Source organism: uncultured Roseicyclus sp. (assembly GCF_937892565.1).
Classification (GTDB): Bacteria; Pseudomonadota; Alphaproteobacteria; order Rhodobacterales; family Rhodobacteraceae; genus Roseicyclus.
Genome location: NZ_CALAHQ010000005.1, coordinates 59,117 through 77,725 on the forward strand (window position 1 = coordinate 59,117; position 18,609 = coordinate 77,725).

Consider the following 18,609-nt stretch of genomic DNA (forward strand, 5'->3'; position numbering starts at 1 on the left):
TGTGCCTTCAGGCGCACCATCCGCGCCAAAGCTGCACCAGACAGCGCATCCTTACGCCTGACCCCGTTCCTTGGCGCGCGCCCGCAGCAGCGTGAACAGCCCCGCGGCCACCACAATCGCCGCGCCCAAGGCCACATTCCATTCCAATGCCTCGCCGAACACCGTGATCCCCAGCGTTGCGGCAAAGACCAGTTGCAGATAGGCAAAGGGCTGCACCGCGCTGGCTTCGGCGACATCATAGGCCTTGATCAACAGCCAATGACCCGTGGCGCCGGTGACGCACAAAAGCGCCATCCACGCCCAGTCGACCGGCGTCATCGGTTCCCAGAACCAGATGCCCACGGCCGTCATCACCACCGCCCCCACCGTGCCGGTGTAGAAAAAGCTGGTCGCCGCCGTGTCCTTGCGCGCGGCAAACCGCGTCATCAAGCCGTAAAGCGCGAACATCAGCGCCGAGGCAAGCGCGATCAGCGCCTCTGCCTGAAACACCCGGAAACCCGGCTGCAAGATGATCAAGACACCCGCAAACCCTACACCGATCGCCGTCCAGCGCCGCCAGCCGACCTTTTCGCCCAAGATCGGCCCCGAGAGTGCCGCCACCAACAGCGGGTAGCAGGTAAAGACCGCATGGCTTTCCACCAATCCCAAAAGCACAAAGGCCAGCACCATGACACAGATCTCGGCCGCCAACAGAACGCCCCGGAATATCTGCACGCCCGGCTGGCTGGTCGCCGCAGCCGCCCGCAATCCGCCCGCCTTGCGCGCGGCCACCGCCATGACAAAGGCGGCAAAGAACCAATAGCGGAGCATCACCACCATCAGCACATTGTATTCGCCCGCAAGGTGCCGGCTGATCCCGTCTTGCATGGCAAAGACAAAGCTGGTTGCCACCATCAGCCAGATGCCCAGTTTCGTATTCTGAACCGCCACTAAAGCCGCCCTCGTGTCATGTGCCGCTTGCGTCCATAGCCCGGCACGCGACAAACCGCAAAGCCCGCTTCGGCCAGTGCGGCACGCACACACCCCGCTGCCGAATAGGTGGCACAACTGCCCCCCGGTGCCGTATGGTCGGCCACCGCACGCAACAGCGCGGGCTCCCATAATTCCGGATTGCGGGCGGGGGCAAACCCGTCAAGAAACCACGCATCCGCGCACCCCCCCCACGCCGGCACGGTCTGACGCGCATCGCCAAAGACGATCCGCACCGATAGCTCTGGCGTCTCGATCTGGCCCGATCCCTCCAACGCGGCGGCGATGGCATCGGCAAAGGGGGCTGCCTCGGGAAAAGCCGCAAGTGCCAGGCGTGCATCGCGCGGGGACAGGGGAAAAGCCTCGAAGCTGGTGAAATGCAAGGGCCCCCGCAAGCCCGCCTCCGACCAGGACAGCGCAGCCGCAATCAGGTTCAGACCCGTCCCAAAACCCAGCTCGGCAATATGAAAGCCGGGCTGGAACCGCATGGGCAGGTCGTTGCCCGCCAGAAACACATGGCGCGTTTCGGCCAACCCGTCATCGAGCGAAAAGAAGGGGTCGTCAAAGCGTTGTGAGACAGGCACCCGGCCACCTGACGCGGTGTCGCGCCAATCGATCTGATGTCTTGGCTGGTCCATGCCCTGCGGCTCGTCTAATGCTGCGCTCCGGCCGTAGCGTCATGTTGCGCGGGGCCCTAGCGACACGACACTGCGGCAGGGCCGGGGGATTGGCAATGGCAGAGCTTCGGATATACGGCGCGGGCGTCTTTGGCCTGTCGATCGCATGGGAGGCCACCCGGCGCGGCGCGTCGGTCGAAGTGGTGGACCCCTATGGAATCGGGGCCGGATCCTCGGGTGGGCTGGTTGGTGCGCTGGCCCCGCATGTGCCCGATGACTGGACCGCCAAGAAACAGGTGCAATTCGACGCGCTGGAAATGGCCGATGGCTTTTGGGCCAGCGTGGCGATGGCGGGCGGGGTCGATCCCGGCTATGCCCGGACCGGGCGGCTGCAACCCGTGATCGATGAAACCGGCCTTGCCTTGGCCCGTCAGCGCGGCGCCACGGCGCGCGATCTGTGGCAGGGGCGCTATGACTGGTCGCTTGTGCCTGTCACCGATTTCCCCGGTCTGCTCGACAGTCCGACGGGCTGGCTTGTGCATGACACGCTGACCGCACGGCTGCACCCGCGCCGCGCCTGTGCGGCACTTGCCGCTGCCATCACGGCACAGGGTGGGCGCATCCGGGCGGCGGCCTCCGACGGCGCCGCGACCGAGGTCTGGGCCACCGGGGTCGCCGGTTTGAACGATCTGTCGCGCGATCTGGGCCGGGCCGTTGGCAACGGCGTCAAGGGACAGGCTGCGCTTTTGCGCGCCGATCTGCGCACCGCGCCGCAGCTTTTCGCCGAGGCGCTGCATATCGTGCCTCATGCGGATGGCACTGTGGCCATCGGTTCTACCTCGGAACGTTACTATGACGCCGCCGATACCACCGATGCCCAGCTTGATGCCTTGATCGCCACCGCGCGCCGGCTTTGCCCGGCCTTGCAGGATGCTGCGCTGCTGGATCGCTGGGCGGGGTTGCGCCCGCGCACGCTGTCGCGCGCGCCGATGCTGGGGGCGCACCCCACGCGGCCCGGCGCCTATGTCGCCAATGGCGGCTTCAAGATCGGCTTTGGCATGGCGCCGATGGTCGCGCGGCTGATGACCGATCTGGTCCTTGAAGGGCGTGACGCGATCCCCGACAGCTTCCGGGTCGCGGCCAATCTCTAGCCCGCCGCGCGCTTCAGATCGCCCATCAACTCGGTCAGGAGCTGCACCGGCTTCTCGCCCGTCAGCCGCCCGTTTGCATCGAATTCCCGTTCGGGGGCAGCGATCATCACCTCGGGCCCCGGCAGAACCTGCGCCCGAAACGGCGACAGCGCATGGCGCAGCGTCATCTGCGTGCGCTCGCCGCCCGCGCGGCCCGCGGCGGCCGACAAGATCGCCACCGGCTTGTCGCGCCAGACCCCGCCCGGCACCCGGCTGATCCAGTCGAGCGCGTTTTTCAGCACACCCGACATGGCCTTGTTGTATTCGGGCCCCGCGATCACCACCGCATCGGCAGCGCGGATCTGATCGGCCACAAGCCGCACCTCGGGCGGGATGCCCAGCGCCTCCAGATCGCCGTCATACAGCGGCAGGCGCAGGTTGGCTTCGGTGAACTCTGCGGGGTCGAACAGCCGCGCGGCCTCAAGCATCAGCTTGCGGTTCCACGATGCCGCCCGCAGCGAGCCACAGATTCCAAGCAGCCTCAAGCTGGACATTTCCCGTTCCCTCCGGTCAAACCCTCTGGCAACGGAGCTAACGCAGGAGCGCGCGATGTCCAAGCGGCATGGGGGAAGAATTCTGGCCGACCAGCTGGCGATCAACGGCGTGCGGCGTGTGTTCTCGGTGCCGGGCGAAAGCTTTCTGGCGGCACTTGACGGGCTTTACGATCACCAGATCCAGAACATCGTCTGCCGTCAGGAAGGCGGCGCCGCGATGATGGCCGAGGCCCATGCCAAGCTGACAGGCCAGCCCGGCGTGATCTTTGTCACGCGCGGGCCCGGCGCCACCAATGCCGCTTCGGGCCTGCATGTGGCGATGCAGGACCAGACACCGATGGTGGCTTTTGTGGGCCAGATCGCGCTGACCGACCGCGACCGGGGGGCCTTTCAGGAGGTGGATTACCGCCGCTTCTTTTCGCCGCTGGTGAAATGGGCGGCCGAGGTGGAAACCACCGCGCGTCTGCCCGAATACATCGCGCGTGCCTTTCATGTCGCGCGCTCGGGCCGGCCTGGCCCGGTGGTTCTGGCGCTGCCCGAAGATATCTTGTCGGCGATGGCCGATGTGCCCGATCTGGGGCCCGCGCGCCCGCCGATGTCTGCGGTCGATCCGCTGATCGCACAGGCGCTTCTGGATCGGCTCTTGGCCCATGATCGCCCGCTGATCGTGGCGGGTGGTCCGGGCTGGACACAGGCCGCACAGGCCGATCTCGAGGCGCTGGCCAGCGCCACGGGCCTGCCCGTCGCTGTCACCTTTCGACGGCAGGATTACATCGACAACGCGCATCCCGGTTTCATCGGTGATCTGGGCGTGGGGATGAACCCCAGGCTCGGCGCCCGCCTGCGTCAGGCCGATGCGCTCTTGATCCTTGGGGCACGCATGGGGGAAAGCGCTACAAACGGCTATACGCTGATTGACCCGGCCAATCCCGCCAAGATGATCGTCCACATCCATCCCGACCCTGATGAGATCGGCACGGTTTACCAGCCCACCGCCAGCCTTGCCGCGCCCGCCCCCGCGGTGCTGGCCGCCTTGCGCGGCGCCAAGGGCCGGATCAGGGACCAAAGCTGGACCCTGCAGGCGCGTGCCGATTACGAAAGCTGGCAACAGCCGCAAGAAACGCCGGGTGCGGTCAAGATGGAACAGGTGGTGCGCACGATCTCGGATCGTTATGCCGGGCGCGCGATCTACACCAATGGCGCGGGCAATTATGCAGCCTTTGTCCATCGCTATGCGCGCTATCACGGCTACAAGACCCAACTGGCCCCCACATCGGGTTCGATGGGCTATGGTCTGCCTGCCGCAATCGCCGCCAAGCTGGAATATCCCCAGCGCCCGGTGATCTGTTTCGCCGGTGATGGCTGTCTTCAGATGACACTGCAAGAACTGTCGACTGCCCGCCAATATGGCGCCGACATCACGGTGATCATCGCCAATAACGGCCGCTACGGCACGATCCGCATGCATCAGGAACTGCACTACCCGGGGCGGGTGTCGGGAACCGACCTGTTCAACCCCGACTATGTCCAGCTTGCCGCCTCCTATGGCGGCACGGGTCATCTGGTGACCGCGATGGAGCAACTTTCCTTGGCCCTCGATGCCGCCGATCGGGGGGGGCTGCATCTGATCGAATTGCGCCTTGATCCCCAGATGCTCAGCACGACCCGGAATCTGCCCCTCTGATCTTCTCTGGTTCTCGGATATCCTTGGGGAGTCTCGGAACGGGACGGGGGCAGCGCCCCCCAATCGACAAAAGCAATGCGCCGCAGGCGCGCCGCTGGATCACGCCCTTGCACGCGCCCGGGCGGCCCAGTAGATCAAACGCAAGATGCATGGGGTTTTCGACATAGCGGATCGGGCACGGATGCCGTGGCGCTTTTTCGGTGCGCGCCTGTCGCGGCTGGGGGATCTTTGAGCGCCGCCTTTCGCCCAACCCATCGACGCCCGGAACAAAAGGACACGCAGCCATGACCGGCAAAACGCTTTACGACAAGATCTGGGATGCCCACCTCGCCCATGAGGCCGAGGATGGAACCTGTCTGCTCTACATCGACCGCCATCTGGTCCATGAGGTCACCAGCCCACAGGCCTTTGAAGGGTTGCGCATGGCGGGCCGCAAGGTTCGCGCCCCCGAAAAGACCATCGCCGTGCCTGACCATAACGTGCCCACGACGGCGGGCCGCGAAAACCCCGACCAGATGCCCGAGGAAAGCCGCATTCAGGTGGCGGCCCTTGACCAGAACGCCCGCGATTTCGGCATTCATTACTATCCGGTCAGCGATATCCGTCAGGGCATCGTGCATATCGTGGGCCCCGAACAGGGCTGGACGCTGCCCGGCATGACGGTCGTGTGCGGCGACAGCCACACCGCGACCCATGGCGCGTTCGGCGCGCTGGCCCATGGTATCGGCACCTCCGAGGTCGAACACGTCCTGGCCACCCAGACGCTGATCCAGAAGAAATCGAAGAACATGAAGGTCGAGATCACGGGCCAGTTGCCGCCCGGCGTGACCGCCAAGGACATCACGCTGTCGGTGATCGGCCTGACCGGCACGGCGGGCGGCACGGGCTATGTCATCGAATACTGCGGCGAAGCGATCCGCGCGCTGTCGATGGAGGGCCGCATGACCGTGTGCAACATGGCGATCGAAGGCGGCGCGCGCGCGGGCCTGATCGCGCCGGATGAAAAAACCTATGACTATGTCAAGGGCCGCCCGCATGCCCCCAAGGGTGCACAGTTCGAGGCAGCGCTCGCGTGGTGGAAGACGCTTTATTCCGATGAGGATGCCCATTGGGACAAGGTCGTCACCATCCGCGGCCAGGATATCGCCCCCGTCGTCACCTGGGGCACCTCGCCCGAGGATGTGCTGCCGATCACCGCGACCGTGCCCGACCCGGCGGATTTCAAGGGTGGCAAGGTCGATGCCGCCCGGCGGTCGCTGGAATACATGGGGCTCAAGCCCGGCACGCGGCTGCAAGATGTCGAGATCGACACGGTCTTCATCGGTTCTTGCACCAATGGGCGGATCGAGGATCTGCGCGCGGCGGCCGCGATCTTGAAGGGCAAGAAGATCAAGGACGGCCTCCGCGCCATGGTCGTGCCGGGATCGGGCCTTGTGCGGCTTCAGGCCGAAGAAGAGGGTCTGGCCGACATCTTCAAGGATGCCGGTTTCGAATGGCGCCTTGCGGGCTGTTCCATGTGCCTGGCGATGAACCCCGACCAGCTTTCGCCCGGCGAACGCTGCGCGGCGACATCGAACCGCAATTTCGAAGGCCGTCAGGGCCGTGGCGGGCGCACCCATCTGATGAGCCCCGCGATGGCGGCGGCGGCGGCTGTCACCGGCCGCCTGACGGATGTGCGCGACCTGATGTGAACCGGCCGAACCGGGCGCCCCTTGGGGCGCCCGTGGCGTCTCAGGGCGCGCGCAGCATGCGACGCATCACGGGCCACATCGCCAGCGACAGCCCCAGACACCAGATCGCCATCACCCCGGCCTGATCTGGCACCGGGAGGCCGGCGTCGATGATCACGCCCCCCACGCCCGGACCCAGCGCGGTCGAGACGACCAGCACCGCACTGGCGACCGCGCGCACCGACCCGATGTGGTCGGTGCCATAGGTCGCGGGCAGAAGCGTGCCCCAGACCGTATTCGTCAGCCCCTGGGTGACGCCGATCAGCCCGATGCCGATGATCCACGCCAGCGGCGTCTCGGCCATGCCGATCATCGCGATGCCCACACCCATCGGCAGGAGCGCCACCGGCAACAACCGTGCCGGCCCGAAGCGATCCGCGACAAAGCCCGCGACAAAGGCCGCCGCGACCTCGGACAGGGCCCAGGCCGGATAGGCCGGGGCCATCGCCACCAGCGTCCAGCCCTTGATCTCGGCGATATGGACCTGATGGAAAAACACCACTGTTCCGACATAGCCGGGCGTCAGCATCAAGGGCACCAGCGCCCAGAACAGCCAATGGCGCATGGCCTCGCGCCGGTGCCAATGTCGCCCGCCAAGCCCGGGTGCCCCGACCGTCCCGCCAAGGCTGTGTTGGGGCGTGCGGTCTTGTTTCAGCAACCCCACAAGCAGCGGCAAGATGAACAGCAACAAGACGGCCGCCACAACCAGCCAGCTTGCGCGCCACCCGATCCAGCCCATCAGCAATACCGCGGGCAGGGGCAAAAGCATCTGTCCTGTCGTGTAGCCCAGATTGGCGATGGCCATGGCGCGGCCCCGCGTGGCCACAAACCAGCGCGCCATGGCCGTTTGCTGGATATGGCTGAACATGCCCTGCCCACAAAAGCGCAGCAAGAAAACCGCGACCCCAAGGGTCCAGATCGCATGGCCAAGCGCCATCAGCACCGCCGCTGCGGCAAAGACGACGGCCACCATCGGGGCAAGCCGCGATAGCGGCACCGTATCTGCCCATGAGCCGCGCCCGAACAAAAGCGCCGCCGAACTCAAGGTCGCGGCTGTGTAAAGCAGCCCCCATTGCCCGTCGCTCAGCCCGTATTCTGCCCGGATTTCGCCCGCGAACAGCGCGATGAACCATGTGTGTCCAAGACAGGCACCAAGCGCGAGCAAAACGCCTGTTGCCAGCCAGCGCCTGTTATCAGCCAGAAAGCTCAGCATCGGGGGCCATCACGGAAAGATGCGGTTCGCCATCCCATACGCCCCGATTGCGGCATCCGCCAGCCAGACCCGGATCGCCATGCCCATGTACCCTGCAGCCGCGCCATGGCCTGACCCCTGACCCCTGACCGCGGCGCCGATGGTGGTCACACGCGGCGCCTAGACATGCGCGCGGTGTCACTGGATGGCCAGCCCATGACGCCGGATCCGGGCCATTTCAGCCCCGAGGGGCGGGCTTTTTCATCTCCCGGCCACGGAACCTCTGGCTGGATGGAAAATTCCCATATAGAGACACATCAACTCTTAAGATGAGAAAAAACAAACTTTGGAGAATGTGATGAAGGCGTGGGTCAAGTGGCTTGTTCTTGGCATTCTATCGGTCGCCTTTGGCCTCTTTGTTCTGGCCAATCCGGTTGCGGCCTCGGTGTCGGTCACGATCATGGCGGGTATCCTCTTTGCCGCAGCGGGCGGTTTCCAGATGCTCGTCGGGTTCAGCGATGCGGGGGTTTGGTCCAGGCTGGTCGGTCTTGGGATCGGGCTTTTCATGCTGCTGCTGGGCGTTTCGCTGATCTTCAACCCGCTTGAGGGGGTGTTTTCGCTGACGCTTTTGGTGACGATCTTGTTCGCGGCATCCGGCATCGCGCGGCTGATCACATCGTTCCAGATGCGCGCCACCGCATTCTTTTGGCCGATGCTGATTTCGGGTGCGCTGACACTTCTGCTGGTCGGCTACATCGGCGCCAATTTCTTCGAAGTCGCGCCGGGGCTGCTGGGCGTGCTGCTGGGGATCGAACTGATCTTCAATGGCATCGGGTTGGTCGTTCTGGCCTTCTTCTTGCGCAAGATCAAGGCGCGGTTGCGGGGTTGAACCCGGCCCGATGATCTTGCGCGGTGCGCTTGTCACGCGGCACGTCTTGGTGCGGCAGGGCCCAAGCGCGCAGGCGCGCGCGATCGGACAGGACAGGACAGGGCCGGGTCAGTGACACCCGGCCTTGGCGGTCACAAAAGCGTGCGTTCCACGACCCAATAGGCGCCGATCAAGGAAATTCCGAGCGATGCCGGGATGGCGATAGCCCGGCGATACCAGGGCCGCGCGATGAACCATCCGGTCACGGCAAAGGCGATGGCGATCACGGCCAACTGCCCGATCTCGACCCCGATGTTGAAGCCCAAAAGCGCCGGCACGAAGCGCCCCGAGGCGATGCCGTAATCGCCCAGCACGCTGGCAAAGCCCAAGCCATGCAAAAGCCCGAACCCGAACACCAGCGCGGTCCGACCCCGCATGGTGCCGCGACCCAGAATGTTTTCGACGCCAACATAGACGATCGAGGCCGCGATCATCGGCTCGACGATGCTGGCGGGTATCTTGACCACCCCCGTCGCGGCCAGGGCCAGCGTGATCGTATGCGCCAGCGTAAAGGCCGAAACCTGCCACAAAAGCGCACCCGCGCGGCTGGCAAAGAAATACAGACCCAGCACAAACAGGATGTGATCGAGCCCCAGCGGCACGATATGTTCAAATCCCACAACGATGTAGCGCAAGAACACGGCCCCCGCCGCTTCGGTCAAGATGCCCCCCCGTGGCAATTCCGGTGTCATCTCGCCACCGTTCAAGAACCCCTCATAGGCATCGGCGCCGCCGCCGATCTGGCGGGGGATAAAGCTGCCGTAACCGGGCGCCAATCCAAGCCGCACGCCTGCCTCGCCGGGCGGCAAGGCGGCCCGGATCGTCAGAATGCTGTCGCGCGGCAGCTCGATCTCGCCGGGCGCGGGGATCGACACGCCCGCGATTTCCGGCGACAGGCGCTGGCCTTCGACCTCGATCAAGAACCCCTGCGACAGGCGCGGCCAGTCGGCGCGCAGCGCCGCCTCGAGCGGGCCCTGATCCATCGCGCGCAGGCTGTCGTAGATCGCGGCCTCGGGCGCGTCATTCGTGTCTTGCACCCGGTCCAGATCGATCCCCGCCAAGAGCGTTTCCAGCGTGATCCGCAGCGTCAGCGTCACCTCATCGGGGCCGATGTCGATATCGGCGATGGTCGGCCGGATTTCATGGGCGCGCAGATCGGCAGCAAACGTAACCATCAGCGCCATTGACAGCGCGAGCGCGCGACCCAGCATTGGAAAGACCATAACCAGGAGCTCCACCAGATGAAAATCACCACACTGGCCATGACACTTGTGGCATTTGCCGCCGGGGGCAAGGGGGTCTTGGCGCATGAGTTCTGGATCGATCCGGTGGACTTCATGGTGGCGGGCGATCAGGCGGTTGTCGCCAATCTGCGGGTGGGCGAGGCCTATCGCGGCGCCCCCATGCCCTATCTGCCCCAAGGCTTTGCGCGCTTTGAGGTGATGGCGCAAGGCATGGTGCACCCGGTCGAGGGGCGTCTGGGTGACATTCCCGCCCTTGCCATGGGGGGGCTGGCCGAAGGATTGGCGATCATCTTGCATGAAACGGCGGGCCAAAGCCTGACATGGTCGGAATGGGCGCGGTTTGTGGCTTTTGCCGACCACAAGGATCTGGGCGATGTGGCCATGATGCAGGCCGCCCGCGGGCTCGATCAGGAGGGGGTGGCCGAGGTCTATATCCGCTATGCGAAGTCGCTGGTCGCGGTGGGGCCGGGTGCGGGCGCGGACGCGCGGTTTGGTCTTCGCACGGAATTCGTGGCCTTGGCCAATCCCTATGTCGATGATCTGAGCAGTGGATTTGGCGTGCAATTGTGGCTGGGCGATGCCCCGCGCGCCAATGTGCAGGTCGAGATGTTCGCCAAGGCCCCCGACGGCGCGGTCGAGGTGACGCTGCACCGCACCGATGGGCAGGGCATCGTGCGGTTGCCCGTGGCGCCCGGGCATCGCTACATGATCGACGCGGTCGTGCTGGAACCGATGACGCCACAAGCCGCAGGCGACGCCGAATGGCGCACGCTTTGGGCCAACATGACCTTTGGCGTGCCGCGATAAGCGGCCCGCATCTTGCCGCCAGCGGGCCGAGGGGCTAAAGCACCTCCGATGGTTCGAGGAGACGACCGATGGACAAGTTCACCACGCTGAGCGGCATCGCGGCGCCGTTGCCGCTGATCAATGTCGATACCGACATGATCATCCCCAAGCAGTTTCTGAAAACCATCCAGCGTTCGGGCTTGGGCAAGAACCTGTTCGATGAGATGCGCTATGATGACAGCGGCGCGGAAATTGCCGATTTCGTGCTGAACAAACCCGCCTATCGCAGGGCGCAGATGCTTGTCGGCGCCGAAAATTTCGGTTGCGGTTCGTCGCGGGAACATGCGCCATGGGCGTTGCTCGATTTTGGCATCCGCTGCGTGATCGCGCCGTCCTTTGCCGATATTTTCTACAACAACTGCTTCAAGAACGGCATCTTGCCCATCGTCTTGCCCCAAGATCAGGTCGATCTGTTGATGGATGATGCCCAAAACGGGGCCAATGCAACGCTGAGTGTCGATCTGGAGTCTCAGACCATCACGCGCCCGGACGGCAGCGCCATCAGCTTTGAGGTGGATGCCTTTCGCAAGCATTGTCTGCTCCACGGGCTCGACGACATCGGTCTGACGCTGGAAAAATCCGCAGCCATCCAAAGCTTCGAGGAGCAGGCCGCGCAAGCCCGCCCCTGGGTCTGATCCCTGCCCCGGCCTGCATTTCGCCCGCCATGGCGTCGCGCGCGTTAACGCAATCTTAGGATTTGCGCCCTTAACGATCCGCTAACGGGCCCGGGGCCGATGCCGCGTCGGCGGGCGCAATCGGCCCTGTCGCTGTGGACGCGGGCGGGGGGTGGCACGGTGGATCGTCTTGGGCCTTGCTTTGGTGTTGTGCCGTGCGGCGCGCGTCGCTGCGCGGCGCGGGTGATCGGTGCAGCAGTGGCTTTGTGGCTGGCGCTGCCCGTGGGGGCCGAGCCCTTTCGTCTGGCCAATTTTCACACCCAACTCAGCCGCGATGGGCCGGGTCTATTGCTGCGCGACATCTTGCGCGGCGAGGATCGCGCGATTGCGGCCAGCATCGCCGTGATCGCGGCCGCACGGGCCGATGTGGTGGTGTTGCAAGATATCGATTACGATGCGCGCGCCGCCGCGCTTGATGCGCTGGCCGCGGCGCTGGCCCAGGCGGGCGCGCCCTATCCCCATCGACTTGCGCTGCGCCCCAATACCGGATGGCCCACCGGGGTCGATGTCGATGGTGATGGCCGGAGCCACCGGGCGCGCGATGCGCATGGCTATGGCCTGTTCAACGGGCAGGGCGGCATGGCGATCTTGTCGCGCCACCCCATCGGTCCGGTCCGCGATTTCAGCCGGTTTCTCTGGGCCGACCTGCCGGGCAGTGCGGCCCCTGGCGTCTTGAGCCCCGAGGCTTTGGCGGTGCTGCGGCTGGCCACGGTCGCCGCCTGGGATGTGGCGATCGAGACGCCGCATGGCCGGTTCCATATCCTGACCTTGCATGCGGGCCCTCCGGTTTTCGACGGCCCCGAAGACCGCAACGGGTTTCGGAATGCAGATGAACTGCGGTTCTGGCAGCTTTACCTCGATGGCTGGTCCCCCGAGGGGCCGCCCTTTGACGCGGACCGTTTTGCGCTGATGGGCACGCTGAATGTCGATCCCGACCGGGGCCAAGGGCGGCGCGTGGGCTTGCGCGCCCTGCTCGATCATCCGCGGCTGCAAGATCCCGTCCCCCGGCGCCCCGGTGGTGGCACCGAAACCGCCGACTGGGCCGAGCCGGCCCCGGGCGATCTGCGGGTCGACTACATCCTGCCCGCGGCAGGGCTGGAGGTGCGGGGCGCAGGGGTGCTCTGGCCGGAGGACGCGCTGCTGATGGGCGTGTCGCCCCAGGAGGCCGCTGAGGCCTCGGATCACCGGCTGGTTTGGGTTGACCTGGCGTTCTGACCCAGCGGCGCGATGGCGGCTCGCAGGACGTCATCGAGCGACCTGTCGGCGGGTGGGCCGATCAGGGCGGCAAGGGCCGAGCCGTCGATCCGGTGCGGACGGCTCCAGAGAAAGCGCATTTCGAGAAGCTGCCGGGCCTCGGGCCAGACAGGCCAGGCGAGATGGATCGGGAGCCAGGACATGCGTTTCAGCGCGATCGGCCTCCCGGTGACGCGCGCGATCCCTTCGGCCATCTGCCGCCCGGCCGCGGTGTGTCCCTCGAAGGTGAACTCGGAGAAACGGGGCAGATCGTCGAGCCGGTCGGCGACACGGGCGAGCGCCCCGGCTAGATCGGGCAGGAAGGCCCAGGCATGGGGGATGTCGGGTGGGCCGGGATAGACGAAGCGGCCGCGCGCGATCCTGGCTGCGAGGATGCGGTCGAACCAGTTGCCCGAGGCCTCGGTGTCGAGGAAATCGCCCGCGCGAAGCACAAAGGTCTTCACGCCTGCCTCGCGATAGGCGCCTTCCATCTCGCGCCGGATGCGGCCGAGGGGGTTGGTCGCGCGATGCGGCGTGTCGGGCGACAGGACCGGGGGCAGGTCGGTGCCGTAGACATAGACATTGCCCGGGATCGCCACGGCGGCCCCGCTGGCCCGCGCGGCCGCGATCACCGAACCGGTGAGGCGCGGCACCTCGGCCGCCCATCGCGAATATGGCGGGTTCCATGCGTTCACGATCAGGGCGGCGCCGGCAGCGGCGCTGGTGAGGTCGTCGCGCTGGCGGTCGAAACGGCGGACCTGCCAGCGGGCGGTCTCGAGCGCGGCGGCGGCGCTCCGGCCGAAACGGCCATGCGCGCCGAGAACAAGGGCGGTGCGGGGCATCGCGGCATCCTTTCAAGGTTGATGACCCGGTTCTTGATCCATTCAGTATCGAAAGGGCATTGAGGAAATTCGGACATCTGATATTTAATAATGAATGGATATTGCCCACGATCTGGACTGGACCTTGTTGCGCAGCGTGTTGGCAGTGGCCGAGGCGGGGTCACTTTCGGGCGCGGCGCGCGTGTTGGGCCAGAGCCAGCCGACGGTGGGCCGCTACGTGCGCGGCGCTGAGGACCTGCTGGGCCAGCCACTGTTCCAGCGCCATGCGCACGGCCTGCGGCCCACGCCCTTCTGCGAGACGATCCTGCCGATGGCACGTGACATGCGGCACGCGGTTCAGCGGCTGTCGTTGCAGGTGGCGGGCACATCGCACTCTGCCGCGGGGCGCGTGCGGCTGACGGCGTCGGTCTTCGTGACGGCGCTTATCCTGCCCGACATCCTGGTCGGGTTGCAGCAAAGCCATCCGGCGATCGACGTGGATGTCGTGGCCAGCGACACCACCGAGAACCTGCTGTTCCACGAGGCCGACCTTGCGCTGCGGATGTACCGGCCGACGCAGCTGGACATGGTGACACGGCATCTGGGCGACCTGCCACTGGGCCTTTATGCGTCCGAAAGCTACCTTACGCGGCATGGCGCGCCGGCCACTGCGGGGGATCTGCGTGCGCACCGGATGGTGGGCTACGACCGCAACGAGCAGCTGTTGCGCGGAATGCGCGAGATGGGGTTCGAGGTGACGCGCGACTGGTTCGCCACCTGCACCGACGACCAGGTCGCCTATTGGAACTTCGTTGCGGCGGGCTGCGGCATCGGCGTGGGGCAGGCGGTGGTGGCCGACCGGACGCCGGGCATTCGGCGTATCCTGCCCGATCTTCGGCTTCCGGTTCTGCCGGTCTGGCTGACGGCGCATCCGGGCCTGCGGCACCAGCCCCGGATAGCAGCCGTGTGGGATGCGCTCGACCGCGGTCTGACGCCTTTGCTTTCTTGACGCTGTCCGGGCCGCGGGATAGGCGGTGCGCAACGCATTTCCAGAGGGACAAGACCCATGACCACTCGTAGTTTGCTAATCCTTCCCGGCGACGGGATCGGCCCCGAAGTCATGGCCGAGGTGCGCAAAGTCATCGACTGGTTCGGCACGCGCGGCATCACGTTCGAGGTCTCCGAGGATCTGGTGGGCGGTTGCGCCTATGATGTGCATGGCACGCCCCTGACCGATGCCACCATGGCCAAGGCGCAGGCGGTCGATGCCGTGCTGCTGGGCGCTGTCGGCGGGCCGAAATACGACAGCCTCGATTTCAGCGTGAAGCCCGAGCGCGGTTTGCTGCGCCTGCGCAAGGAGATGGACCTTTACGCCAACCTGCGCCCGGCTCAATGCTTTGACGCGCTGGCCGATTTCTCATCGCTGAAAAAGGACGTGGTGGCGGGGCTCGACATCATGATCATCCGCGAATTGACCAGCGGTGTCTATTTCGGCGAGCCGCGCGGCATCTTCAAGGAAGGCAATGAGCGCGTGGGCATCAACACCCAGCGCTACACGGAATCGGAAATCGCCCGGGTGGCCCGGTCGGCGTTCGAGCTGGCGCGCAAGCGCGGCAACAAGGTCTGTTCGATGGAAAAGGCCAATGTGATGGAATCGGGCGTGCTGTGGCGCGACGTGGTTCAGGAAATCCACGATGCCGAATACCCCGATGTGGTGCTGTCGCACATGTATGCCGACGCGGGCGCGATGCAGCTGACCCGCTGGCCCAAGCAGTTCGACGTGATCGTGACCGACAATCTGTTTGGCGACCTGTTGTCCGATCTGGCGGCGATGCTGACCGGATCGCTGGGCATGCTGCCTTCGGCCAGCCTTGGCGCGCCGATGGAAAACGGGCGGCCCAAGGCGCTTTACGAGCCGGTGCATGGTTCGGCCCCCGACATCGCGGGCCAGGGCAAGGCCAACCCCATCGCCTGTATCCTGAGCTTTGCCATGGCGTTGCGCTATTCCTTCGATCTGGGCGCCGAGGCCGAGCGGCTGGAACATGCCGTCAATGCGGTTCTGGCCGATGGTCTGCGCACCGCTGATCTTATGGGCCCTGACGGCGGCCAGCCTATTTCGACCGCTCAGATGGGCGATGCCATCGTGGCCAAGCTGGCGGCAGGCGTCTGAACATGAAGACGGCGCTCGTCACCGGCGCCGCACGCGGTATCGGGCTTGCCACGGCGCAATTGTTCGCCCAGCAGGGCTGGCGGGTGGTCATGGTCGACCGTGACGCGCCCGAGTTGACACAGGCGGCGGCGGGCGTTTCGGATGCTGTGGCGATCACCGCCGATGTGGCCATCCCCGATCAGGTGGCACAGGTGATGACGGCGCCCGTGCTGGCTGATGGGCTGCACGCGCTGGTCAACAATGCCGGCGTGGCCGATTTCGGCCCGATCGAGCAGACCGATTTTGCCCGCTGGCGGCGTGTGATGGAAACAAATCTTGATGGTGTGTTCCTGATGAGCCAGGCGGCCATTCCCGCGCTTCGGGCGGGGCGGGGTGCGATCGTCAACATCGCGTCGATTTCGGGGCTGCGCGCCTCGACGCTGAGGGTGGCCTATGGCACGTCAAAGGCGGGGGTGATCCAGTTGACCCAGCAACAGGCGGTGGAACTGGGCGCGCATGGCATCCGCGCCAATTGCGTCTGCCCGGGCCCCGTGCGCACCAAGCTGGCCATGGCGGTCCACACCCAAGACATCATCGACGCCTATCACGATGCGATCCCGCTCAACCGCTATGGATCAGAGCGCGAGATCGCCGAGGCGATCACCTTTCTGTGCTCGGATCGCGCCAGCTACATCACAGGCCAGACGCTGGCCGTCGATGGCGGGTTCGAGGCCACGGGTGTGGGTCTTCCGGCGCTGCGGCGCGGCTGAGGGTTTCGCCCGGCGGCTAGATTGCCGCCAACCCCCCTTGCGCGAAGGCGCAGGGCTGATATCGCTCACCACACCCCGTGACGGCAGAGACAGGCCATGGCATCGGAAAAAGCGACCCATTTGCGCGGCGTTGCCCTGGCGCTGGCATCTTTTGCCATCTATGCCACCCATGACGTGCTGATCAAATATCTGGGCGGCATCTATTCACCGTTTCAGATCGTGTTCTTCAGTGTGCTCTTCGGCTTTCCGCTGGTGACATTGTTGATGATGCGCGATGGCAAGGGGTCATCGCTCAAGCCTGTCTTTCCGGTCTGGACGGCGCTGCGCACGGCGATCATCGTGGTCAATGCCGCGACGGCCTTTTATGCCTTTTCGGTGCTGCCGCTGGCACAGACCTACGCGATCTTGTTTGCCGCGCCCTTGCTGATCACGCTGTTGGCGATCCCCATATTGGGCGAACGGGTCGGCCTGAGACGTGGGGGGGCGGTGCTGGTTGGATTGTGCGGCGTGATCGTCGTGCTGCAACCGGGGGTGACGGATTTCAGCCTTGGGCATCTGGCGGCGCTGGTGGCGGCGGTTTGCGGTGCGCTGAACGCTGTCATCATGCGCAAGATCGGCGGGGCCGAGCGGTCGGTGGTGCTGTTGCTTTATCCGATGATGGCCAATGTCGTGGTGATGGGGGCGGTTTTGCCGTTTGTCTACAAGCCCATGCCGGGGCTTGATCTGTTGGCCGCTGCCATCATCGCCGCATTCGCCTTGATCGCAACATGGCTTTTGATCGTTGCCTATCGGCTGGCGCCCGCCGCCATGGTGGCGCCGATGCAGTATTCCCAGATCATCTGGGCCGCCGTGTTTGGTGTGTTGTTTTTCAACGAATCGCTCGATGGCAGCACTGCTCTTGGCACGGCGGTGATCATCGCATCGGGTCTTTACATCGTGTTCCGCGAGGATCGGGGCGGGCGTTCGGCCACCATGCCGGTTTTGCGCAGCCGGACGCGCGCGGCGTCATCAGCGGTGCCGCCGATGACCACGCTACCCCCCGACGCGCCCAAGGATCCCGGCGTGCCGCGCGACCCGTCGTAGCCGCAGATGACCCTTTGCAAAGCCATTGGCCCTTGCAAAGCCATTGGCCCTTGGGTAAGCCGCCCCTCACGGTCGGAGTGTAGCTCAGCCTGGTAGAGCACTGTCTTCGGGAGGCAGGGGTCGGAGGTTCGAATCCTCTCACTCCGACCAGAAATTCCAGTCAGCCATGGCGCCGAACAGGTGGCATTTGCGTCCTTGCACAGGGGTGGATGTCGCATGATGTCGGCCGCCCTGATGGCGCGATTGCGATCGTCATGCACAGGAGGAAACGACATGACATTGGACGCCAGCCTCATCAAGACGCTTCAAGGCGTATCCACGGCAACGCTGACCACCATCCTTTTGAAGAAAGGTCTGCGCAATGTCTGGCTGCGCGGTACCATGCCGATCCGCCCGGGACAGCCGCGTCTTGTGGGCCGTGCCTTTACGCTGCGCTTCGTGCCCGCGCGCGAAGATCTGGCCACGCCCGCCAGCTGGGGGGCGCCGATTTCGACCCGCGCCGCGATCGAGGCCATGCCCGAGGGCTGCATCGCGGTGGCCGATGCGATGGGCATCACGGATGCGGGCATCTTCGGCGACATCTTGTGCAACCGCATGGTGCAACGCAAGGTCGCGGCCCTGATCACCGATGGGGTGGTGCGCGATGCGGCGGGCGTCTTGTCGACCGGTCTGCCGATCTGGTGCCGGGGTGTGGCCGCGCCGCCTTCGGTCGCGGGCCTGACCTTTGTCAGCTGGCAAGAACCCATTGCCTGCGGCGGGGTGGCGGTGTTTCCCGATGATGTCATCGTGGTCGATGATGACGGCGCGGTGCTGATCCCGCAGGCGTTTCTTGCCGAGGTCGTGGCCGAAGCCCCCGAGCAGGAGCGGATGGAGGCCTGGATCATGACCGAGGTCGATCGTGGCGTGGCGTTGCCCGGTCTTTACCCGATGAACGATGACACCAAGGCACGCTACAAGGCGTGGAAGGACGCGCAGTAATCGCGCC

19 protein-coding genes and 1 tRNA gene are annotated in these 18,609 nt (G+C 65.4%); 13 read left to right on the plus strand and 7 right to left on the minus strand.

Translation table 11 applies throughout. The features are described 5' to 3' along the window. Positions 1-51: 51 nt before the first annotated feature. Positions 52-930 (minus strand): DMT family transporter, encoded by an 879-nt coding sequence (locus tag Q0094_RS00865; RefSeq protein WP_297614234.1) that lies wholly within the window; start codon positions 928-930, stop codon positions 52-54. After that, complete coding sequence (gene mnmD / locus Q0094_RS00870) at positions 930-1,607, minus strand: tRNA (5-methylaminomethyl-2-thiouridine)(34)-methyltransferase MnmD (RefSeq protein ID WP_297614236.1); 678 nt, start codon at positions 1,605-1,607, stop codon at positions 930-932. The genes Q0094_RS00865 and mnmD overlap by 1 nt, the downstream gene beginning before the upstream one ends. A 95-nt stretch (positions 1,608-1,702) precedes the next feature. Between mnmD and Q0094_RS00875 the strand changes: the two genes are divergently transcribed. Next, on the plus strand, positions 1,703-2,737 hold the full coding sequence (locus tag Q0094_RS00875) for an FAD-binding oxidoreductase (protein ID WP_297614238.1): 1,035 nt from the start codon (positions 1,703-1,705) through the stop codon (positions 2,735-2,737). On the opposite strand, the gene Q0094_RS00880 is transcribed toward Q0094_RS00875, so the two are convergent. Continuing rightward, complete coding sequence (locus Q0094_RS00880) at positions 2,734-3,270, minus strand: NAD(P)H-dependent oxidoreductase (protein ID WP_297614240.1); 537 nt, start codon at positions 3,268-3,270, stop codon at positions 2,734-2,736. The genes Q0094_RS00875 and Q0094_RS00880 overlap by 4 nt on opposite strands. A 55-nt stretch (positions 3,271-3,325) precedes the next feature. Between Q0094_RS00880 and Q0094_RS00885 the strand changes: the two genes are divergently transcribed. Next, positions 3,326-4,954 (plus strand): thiamine pyrophosphate-dependent enzyme, encoded by a 1,629-nt coding sequence (locus Q0094_RS00885; RefSeq protein ID WP_297614242.1) that lies wholly within the window; start codon positions 3,326-3,328, stop codon positions 4,952-4,954. 284 nt (positions 4,955-5,238) lie between these two features. Then, positions 5,239-6,645, plus strand: coding sequence for a 3-isopropylmalate dehydratase large subunit (gene leuC / locus Q0094_RS00890; RefSeq protein WP_297614244.1), 1,407 nt, complete (start codon positions 5,239-5,241; stop codon positions 6,643-6,645). Positions 6,646-6,685: 40 nt separating this feature from the next. Here the strand turns inward: leuC and Q0094_RS00895 are convergent, their stop codons facing one another. Beyond that, positions 6,686-7,897 (minus strand): MFS transporter, encoded by a 1,212-nt coding sequence (locus Q0094_RS00895; protein WP_297614246.1) that lies wholly within the window; start codon positions 7,895-7,897, stop codon positions 6,686-6,688. 9 nt (positions 7,898-7,906) lie between these two features. Continuing rightward, a complete protein-coding gene (locus tag Q0094_RS00900) occupies positions 7,907-8,047 on the minus strand; it encodes a hypothetical protein (RefSeq protein WP_297614248.1) in 141 nt (46 codons plus the stop codon). Positions 8,048-8,234: 187 nt separating this feature from the next. Between Q0094_RS00900 and Q0094_RS00905 the strand changes: the two genes are divergently transcribed. Then, on the plus strand, positions 8,235-8,765 hold the full coding sequence (locus tag Q0094_RS00905) for an HdeD family acid-resistance protein (RefSeq protein ID WP_297614250.1): 531 nt from the start codon (positions 8,235-8,237) through the stop codon (positions 8,763-8,765). 131 nt (positions 8,766-8,896) lie between these two features. On the opposite strand, the gene Q0094_RS00910 is transcribed toward Q0094_RS00905, so the two are convergent. Then, positions 8,897-9,979, minus strand: coding sequence for a HupE/UreJ family protein (locus Q0094_RS00910; protein WP_297614252.1), 1,083 nt, complete (start codon positions 9,977-9,979; stop codon positions 8,897-8,899). Between the two features lie 66 nt (positions 9,980-10,045). Here Q0094_RS00910 and Q0094_RS00915 point away from each other — a divergent pair, with 66 nt between their 5' ends. The 3 genes from Q0094_RS00915 (at position 10,046) to Q0094_RS00925 (ending at position 12,783) form a co-directional block, all read left to right on the plus strand. Next, the gene (locus Q0094_RS00915) at positions 10,046-10,855 is read left to right on the plus strand and encodes a DUF4198 domain-containing protein (RefSeq protein WP_297614254.1); all 810 of its coding nucleotides are present in this window, start codon (positions 10,046-10,048) and stop codon (positions 10,853-10,855) included. Positions 10,856-10,923: 68 nt separating this feature from the next. Next, on the plus strand, positions 10,924-11,529 hold the full coding sequence (gene leuD, locus Q0094_RS00920; RefSeq protein ID WP_297614256.1) for a 3-isopropylmalate dehydratase small subunit: 606 nt from the start codon (positions 10,924-10,926) through the stop codon (positions 11,527-11,529). Positions 11,530-11,628: 99 nt separating this feature from the next. Next, positions 11,629-12,783, plus strand: a complete 1,155-nt coding sequence (locus Q0094_RS00925) for an endonuclease/exonuclease/phosphatase family protein (RefSeq protein ID WP_297614258.1) — start codon at positions 11,629-11,631, stop codon at positions 12,781-12,783. On the opposite strand, the gene Q0094_RS00930 is transcribed toward Q0094_RS00925, so the two are convergent. Continuing rightward, a complete protein-coding gene (locus tag Q0094_RS00930; protein ID WP_297614260.1) occupies positions 12,750-13,643 on the minus strand; it encodes an epimerase in 894 nt (297 codons plus the stop codon). The two genes, Q0094_RS00925 and Q0094_RS00930, sit on opposite strands and share 34 nt — an antisense overlap. Positions 13,644-13,737: 94 nt before the next feature. Here Q0094_RS00930 and Q0094_RS00935 point away from each other — a divergent pair, with 94 nt between their 5' ends. From Q0094_RS00935 to Q0094_RS00960, 6 genes are all read left to right on the plus strand, one after another. Continuing rightward, on the plus strand, positions 13,738-14,631 hold the full coding sequence (locus tag Q0094_RS00935; RefSeq protein ID WP_297614262.1) for a LysR family transcriptional regulator: 894 nt from the start codon (positions 13,738-13,740) through the stop codon (positions 14,629-14,631). Positions 14,632-14,688: 57 nt separating this feature from the next. After that, positions 14,689-15,792 (plus strand): 3-isopropylmalate dehydrogenase, encoded by a 1,104-nt coding sequence (gene leuB, locus Q0094_RS00940; protein WP_297614264.1) that lies wholly within the window; start codon positions 14,689-14,691, stop codon positions 15,790-15,792. A 2-nt stretch (positions 15,793-15,794) separates the two neighbouring features. Then, positions 15,795-16,541, plus strand: a complete 747-nt coding sequence (locus tag Q0094_RS00945; RefSeq protein ID WP_297614266.1) for an SDR family oxidoreductase — start codon at positions 15,795-15,797, stop codon at positions 16,539-16,541. 96 nt (positions 16,542-16,637) lie between these two features. Continuing rightward, positions 16,638-17,624, plus strand: coding sequence for a DMT family transporter (locus Q0094_RS00950; RefSeq protein WP_297614268.1), 987 nt, complete (start codon positions 16,638-16,640; stop codon positions 17,622-17,624). 73 nt (positions 17,625-17,697) lie between these two features. After that, a tRNA-Pro gene (locus Q0094_RS00955) sits at positions 17,698-17,774 on the plus strand. 123 nt (positions 17,775-17,897) lie between these two features. Beyond that, positions 17,898-18,602, plus strand: coding sequence for a ribonuclease activity regulator RraA (locus tag Q0094_RS00960; RefSeq protein WP_297614270.1), 705 nt, complete (start codon positions 17,898-17,900; stop codon positions 18,600-18,602). Positions 18,603-18,609: the final 7 nt, after the last annotated feature.

Bases quoted from the DNA above. Each gene is read 5' to 3' on its own strand.
- mnmD (WP_297614236.1), bottom strand. From the start codon at position 1,607: ATGGACCAGCCAAGACATCAGATCGATTGGCGCGACACCGCGTCAGGT.
- Q0094_RS00930 (WP_297614260.1), bottom strand. From the start codon at position 13,643: ATGCCCCGCACCGCCCTTGTTCTCGGCGCGCATGGCCGTTTCGGCCGG.
- Q0094_RS00925 (WP_297614258.1), top strand. From the start codon at position 11,629: ATGCCGCGTCGGCGGGCGCAATCGGCCCTGTCGCTGTGGACGCGGGCG.
- Q0094_RS00950 (WP_297614268.1), top strand. From the start codon at position 16,638: ATGGCATCGGAAAAAGCGACCCATTTGCGCGGCGTTGCCCTGGCGCTG.
- Q0094_RS00915 (WP_297614254.1), top strand. From the start codon at position 10,046: ATGAAAATCACCACACTGGCCATGACACTTGTGGCATTTGCCGCCGGG.
- Q0094_RS00960 (WP_297614270.1), top strand. From the start codon at position 17,898: ATGACATTGGACGCCAGCCTCATCAAGACGCTTCAAGGCGTATCCACG.
- Q0094_RS00910 (WP_297614252.1), bottom strand. From the start codon at position 9,979: ATGGTTACGTTTGCTGCCGATCTGCGCGCCCATGAAATCCGGCCGACC.
- Q0094_RS00945 (WP_297614266.1), top strand. From the start codon at position 15,795: ATGAAGACGGCGCTCGTCACCGGCGCCGCACGCGGTATCGGGCTTGCC.
- Q0094_RS00880 (WP_297614240.1), bottom strand. From the start codon at position 3,270: ATGTCCAGCTTGAGGCTGCTTGGAATCTGTGGCTCGCTGCGGGCGGCA.
- Q0094_RS00875 (WP_297614238.1), top strand. From the start codon at position 1,703: ATGGCAGAGCTTCGGATATACGGCGCGGGCGTCTTTGGCCTGTCGATC.
- Q0094_RS00905 (WP_297614250.1), top strand. From the start codon at position 8,235: ATGAAGGCGTGGGTCAAGTGGCTTGTTCTTGGCATTCTATCGGTCGCC.
- leuD (WP_297614256.1), top strand. From the start codon at position 10,924: ATGGACAAGTTCACCACGCTGAGCGGCATCGCGGCGCCGTTGCCGCTG.
- Q0094_RS00935 (WP_297614262.1), top strand. From the start codon at position 13,738: ATGGATATTGCCCACGATCTGGACTGGACCTTGTTGCGCAGCGTGTTG.
- Q0094_RS00885 (WP_297614242.1), top strand. From the start codon at position 3,326: ATGTCCAAGCGGCATGGGGGAAGAATTCTGGCCGACCAGCTGGCGATC.
- Q0094_RS00895 (WP_297614246.1), bottom strand. From the start codon at position 7,897: ATGCTGAGCTTTCTGGCTGATAACAGGCGCTGGCTGGCAACAGGCGTT.
- leuB (WP_297614264.1), top strand. From the start codon at position 14,689: ATGACCACTCGTAGTTTGCTAATCCTTCCCGGCGACGGGATCGGCCCC.
- leuC (WP_297614244.1), top strand. From the start codon at position 5,239: ATGACCGGCAAAACGCTTTACGACAAGATCTGGGATGCCCACCTCGCC.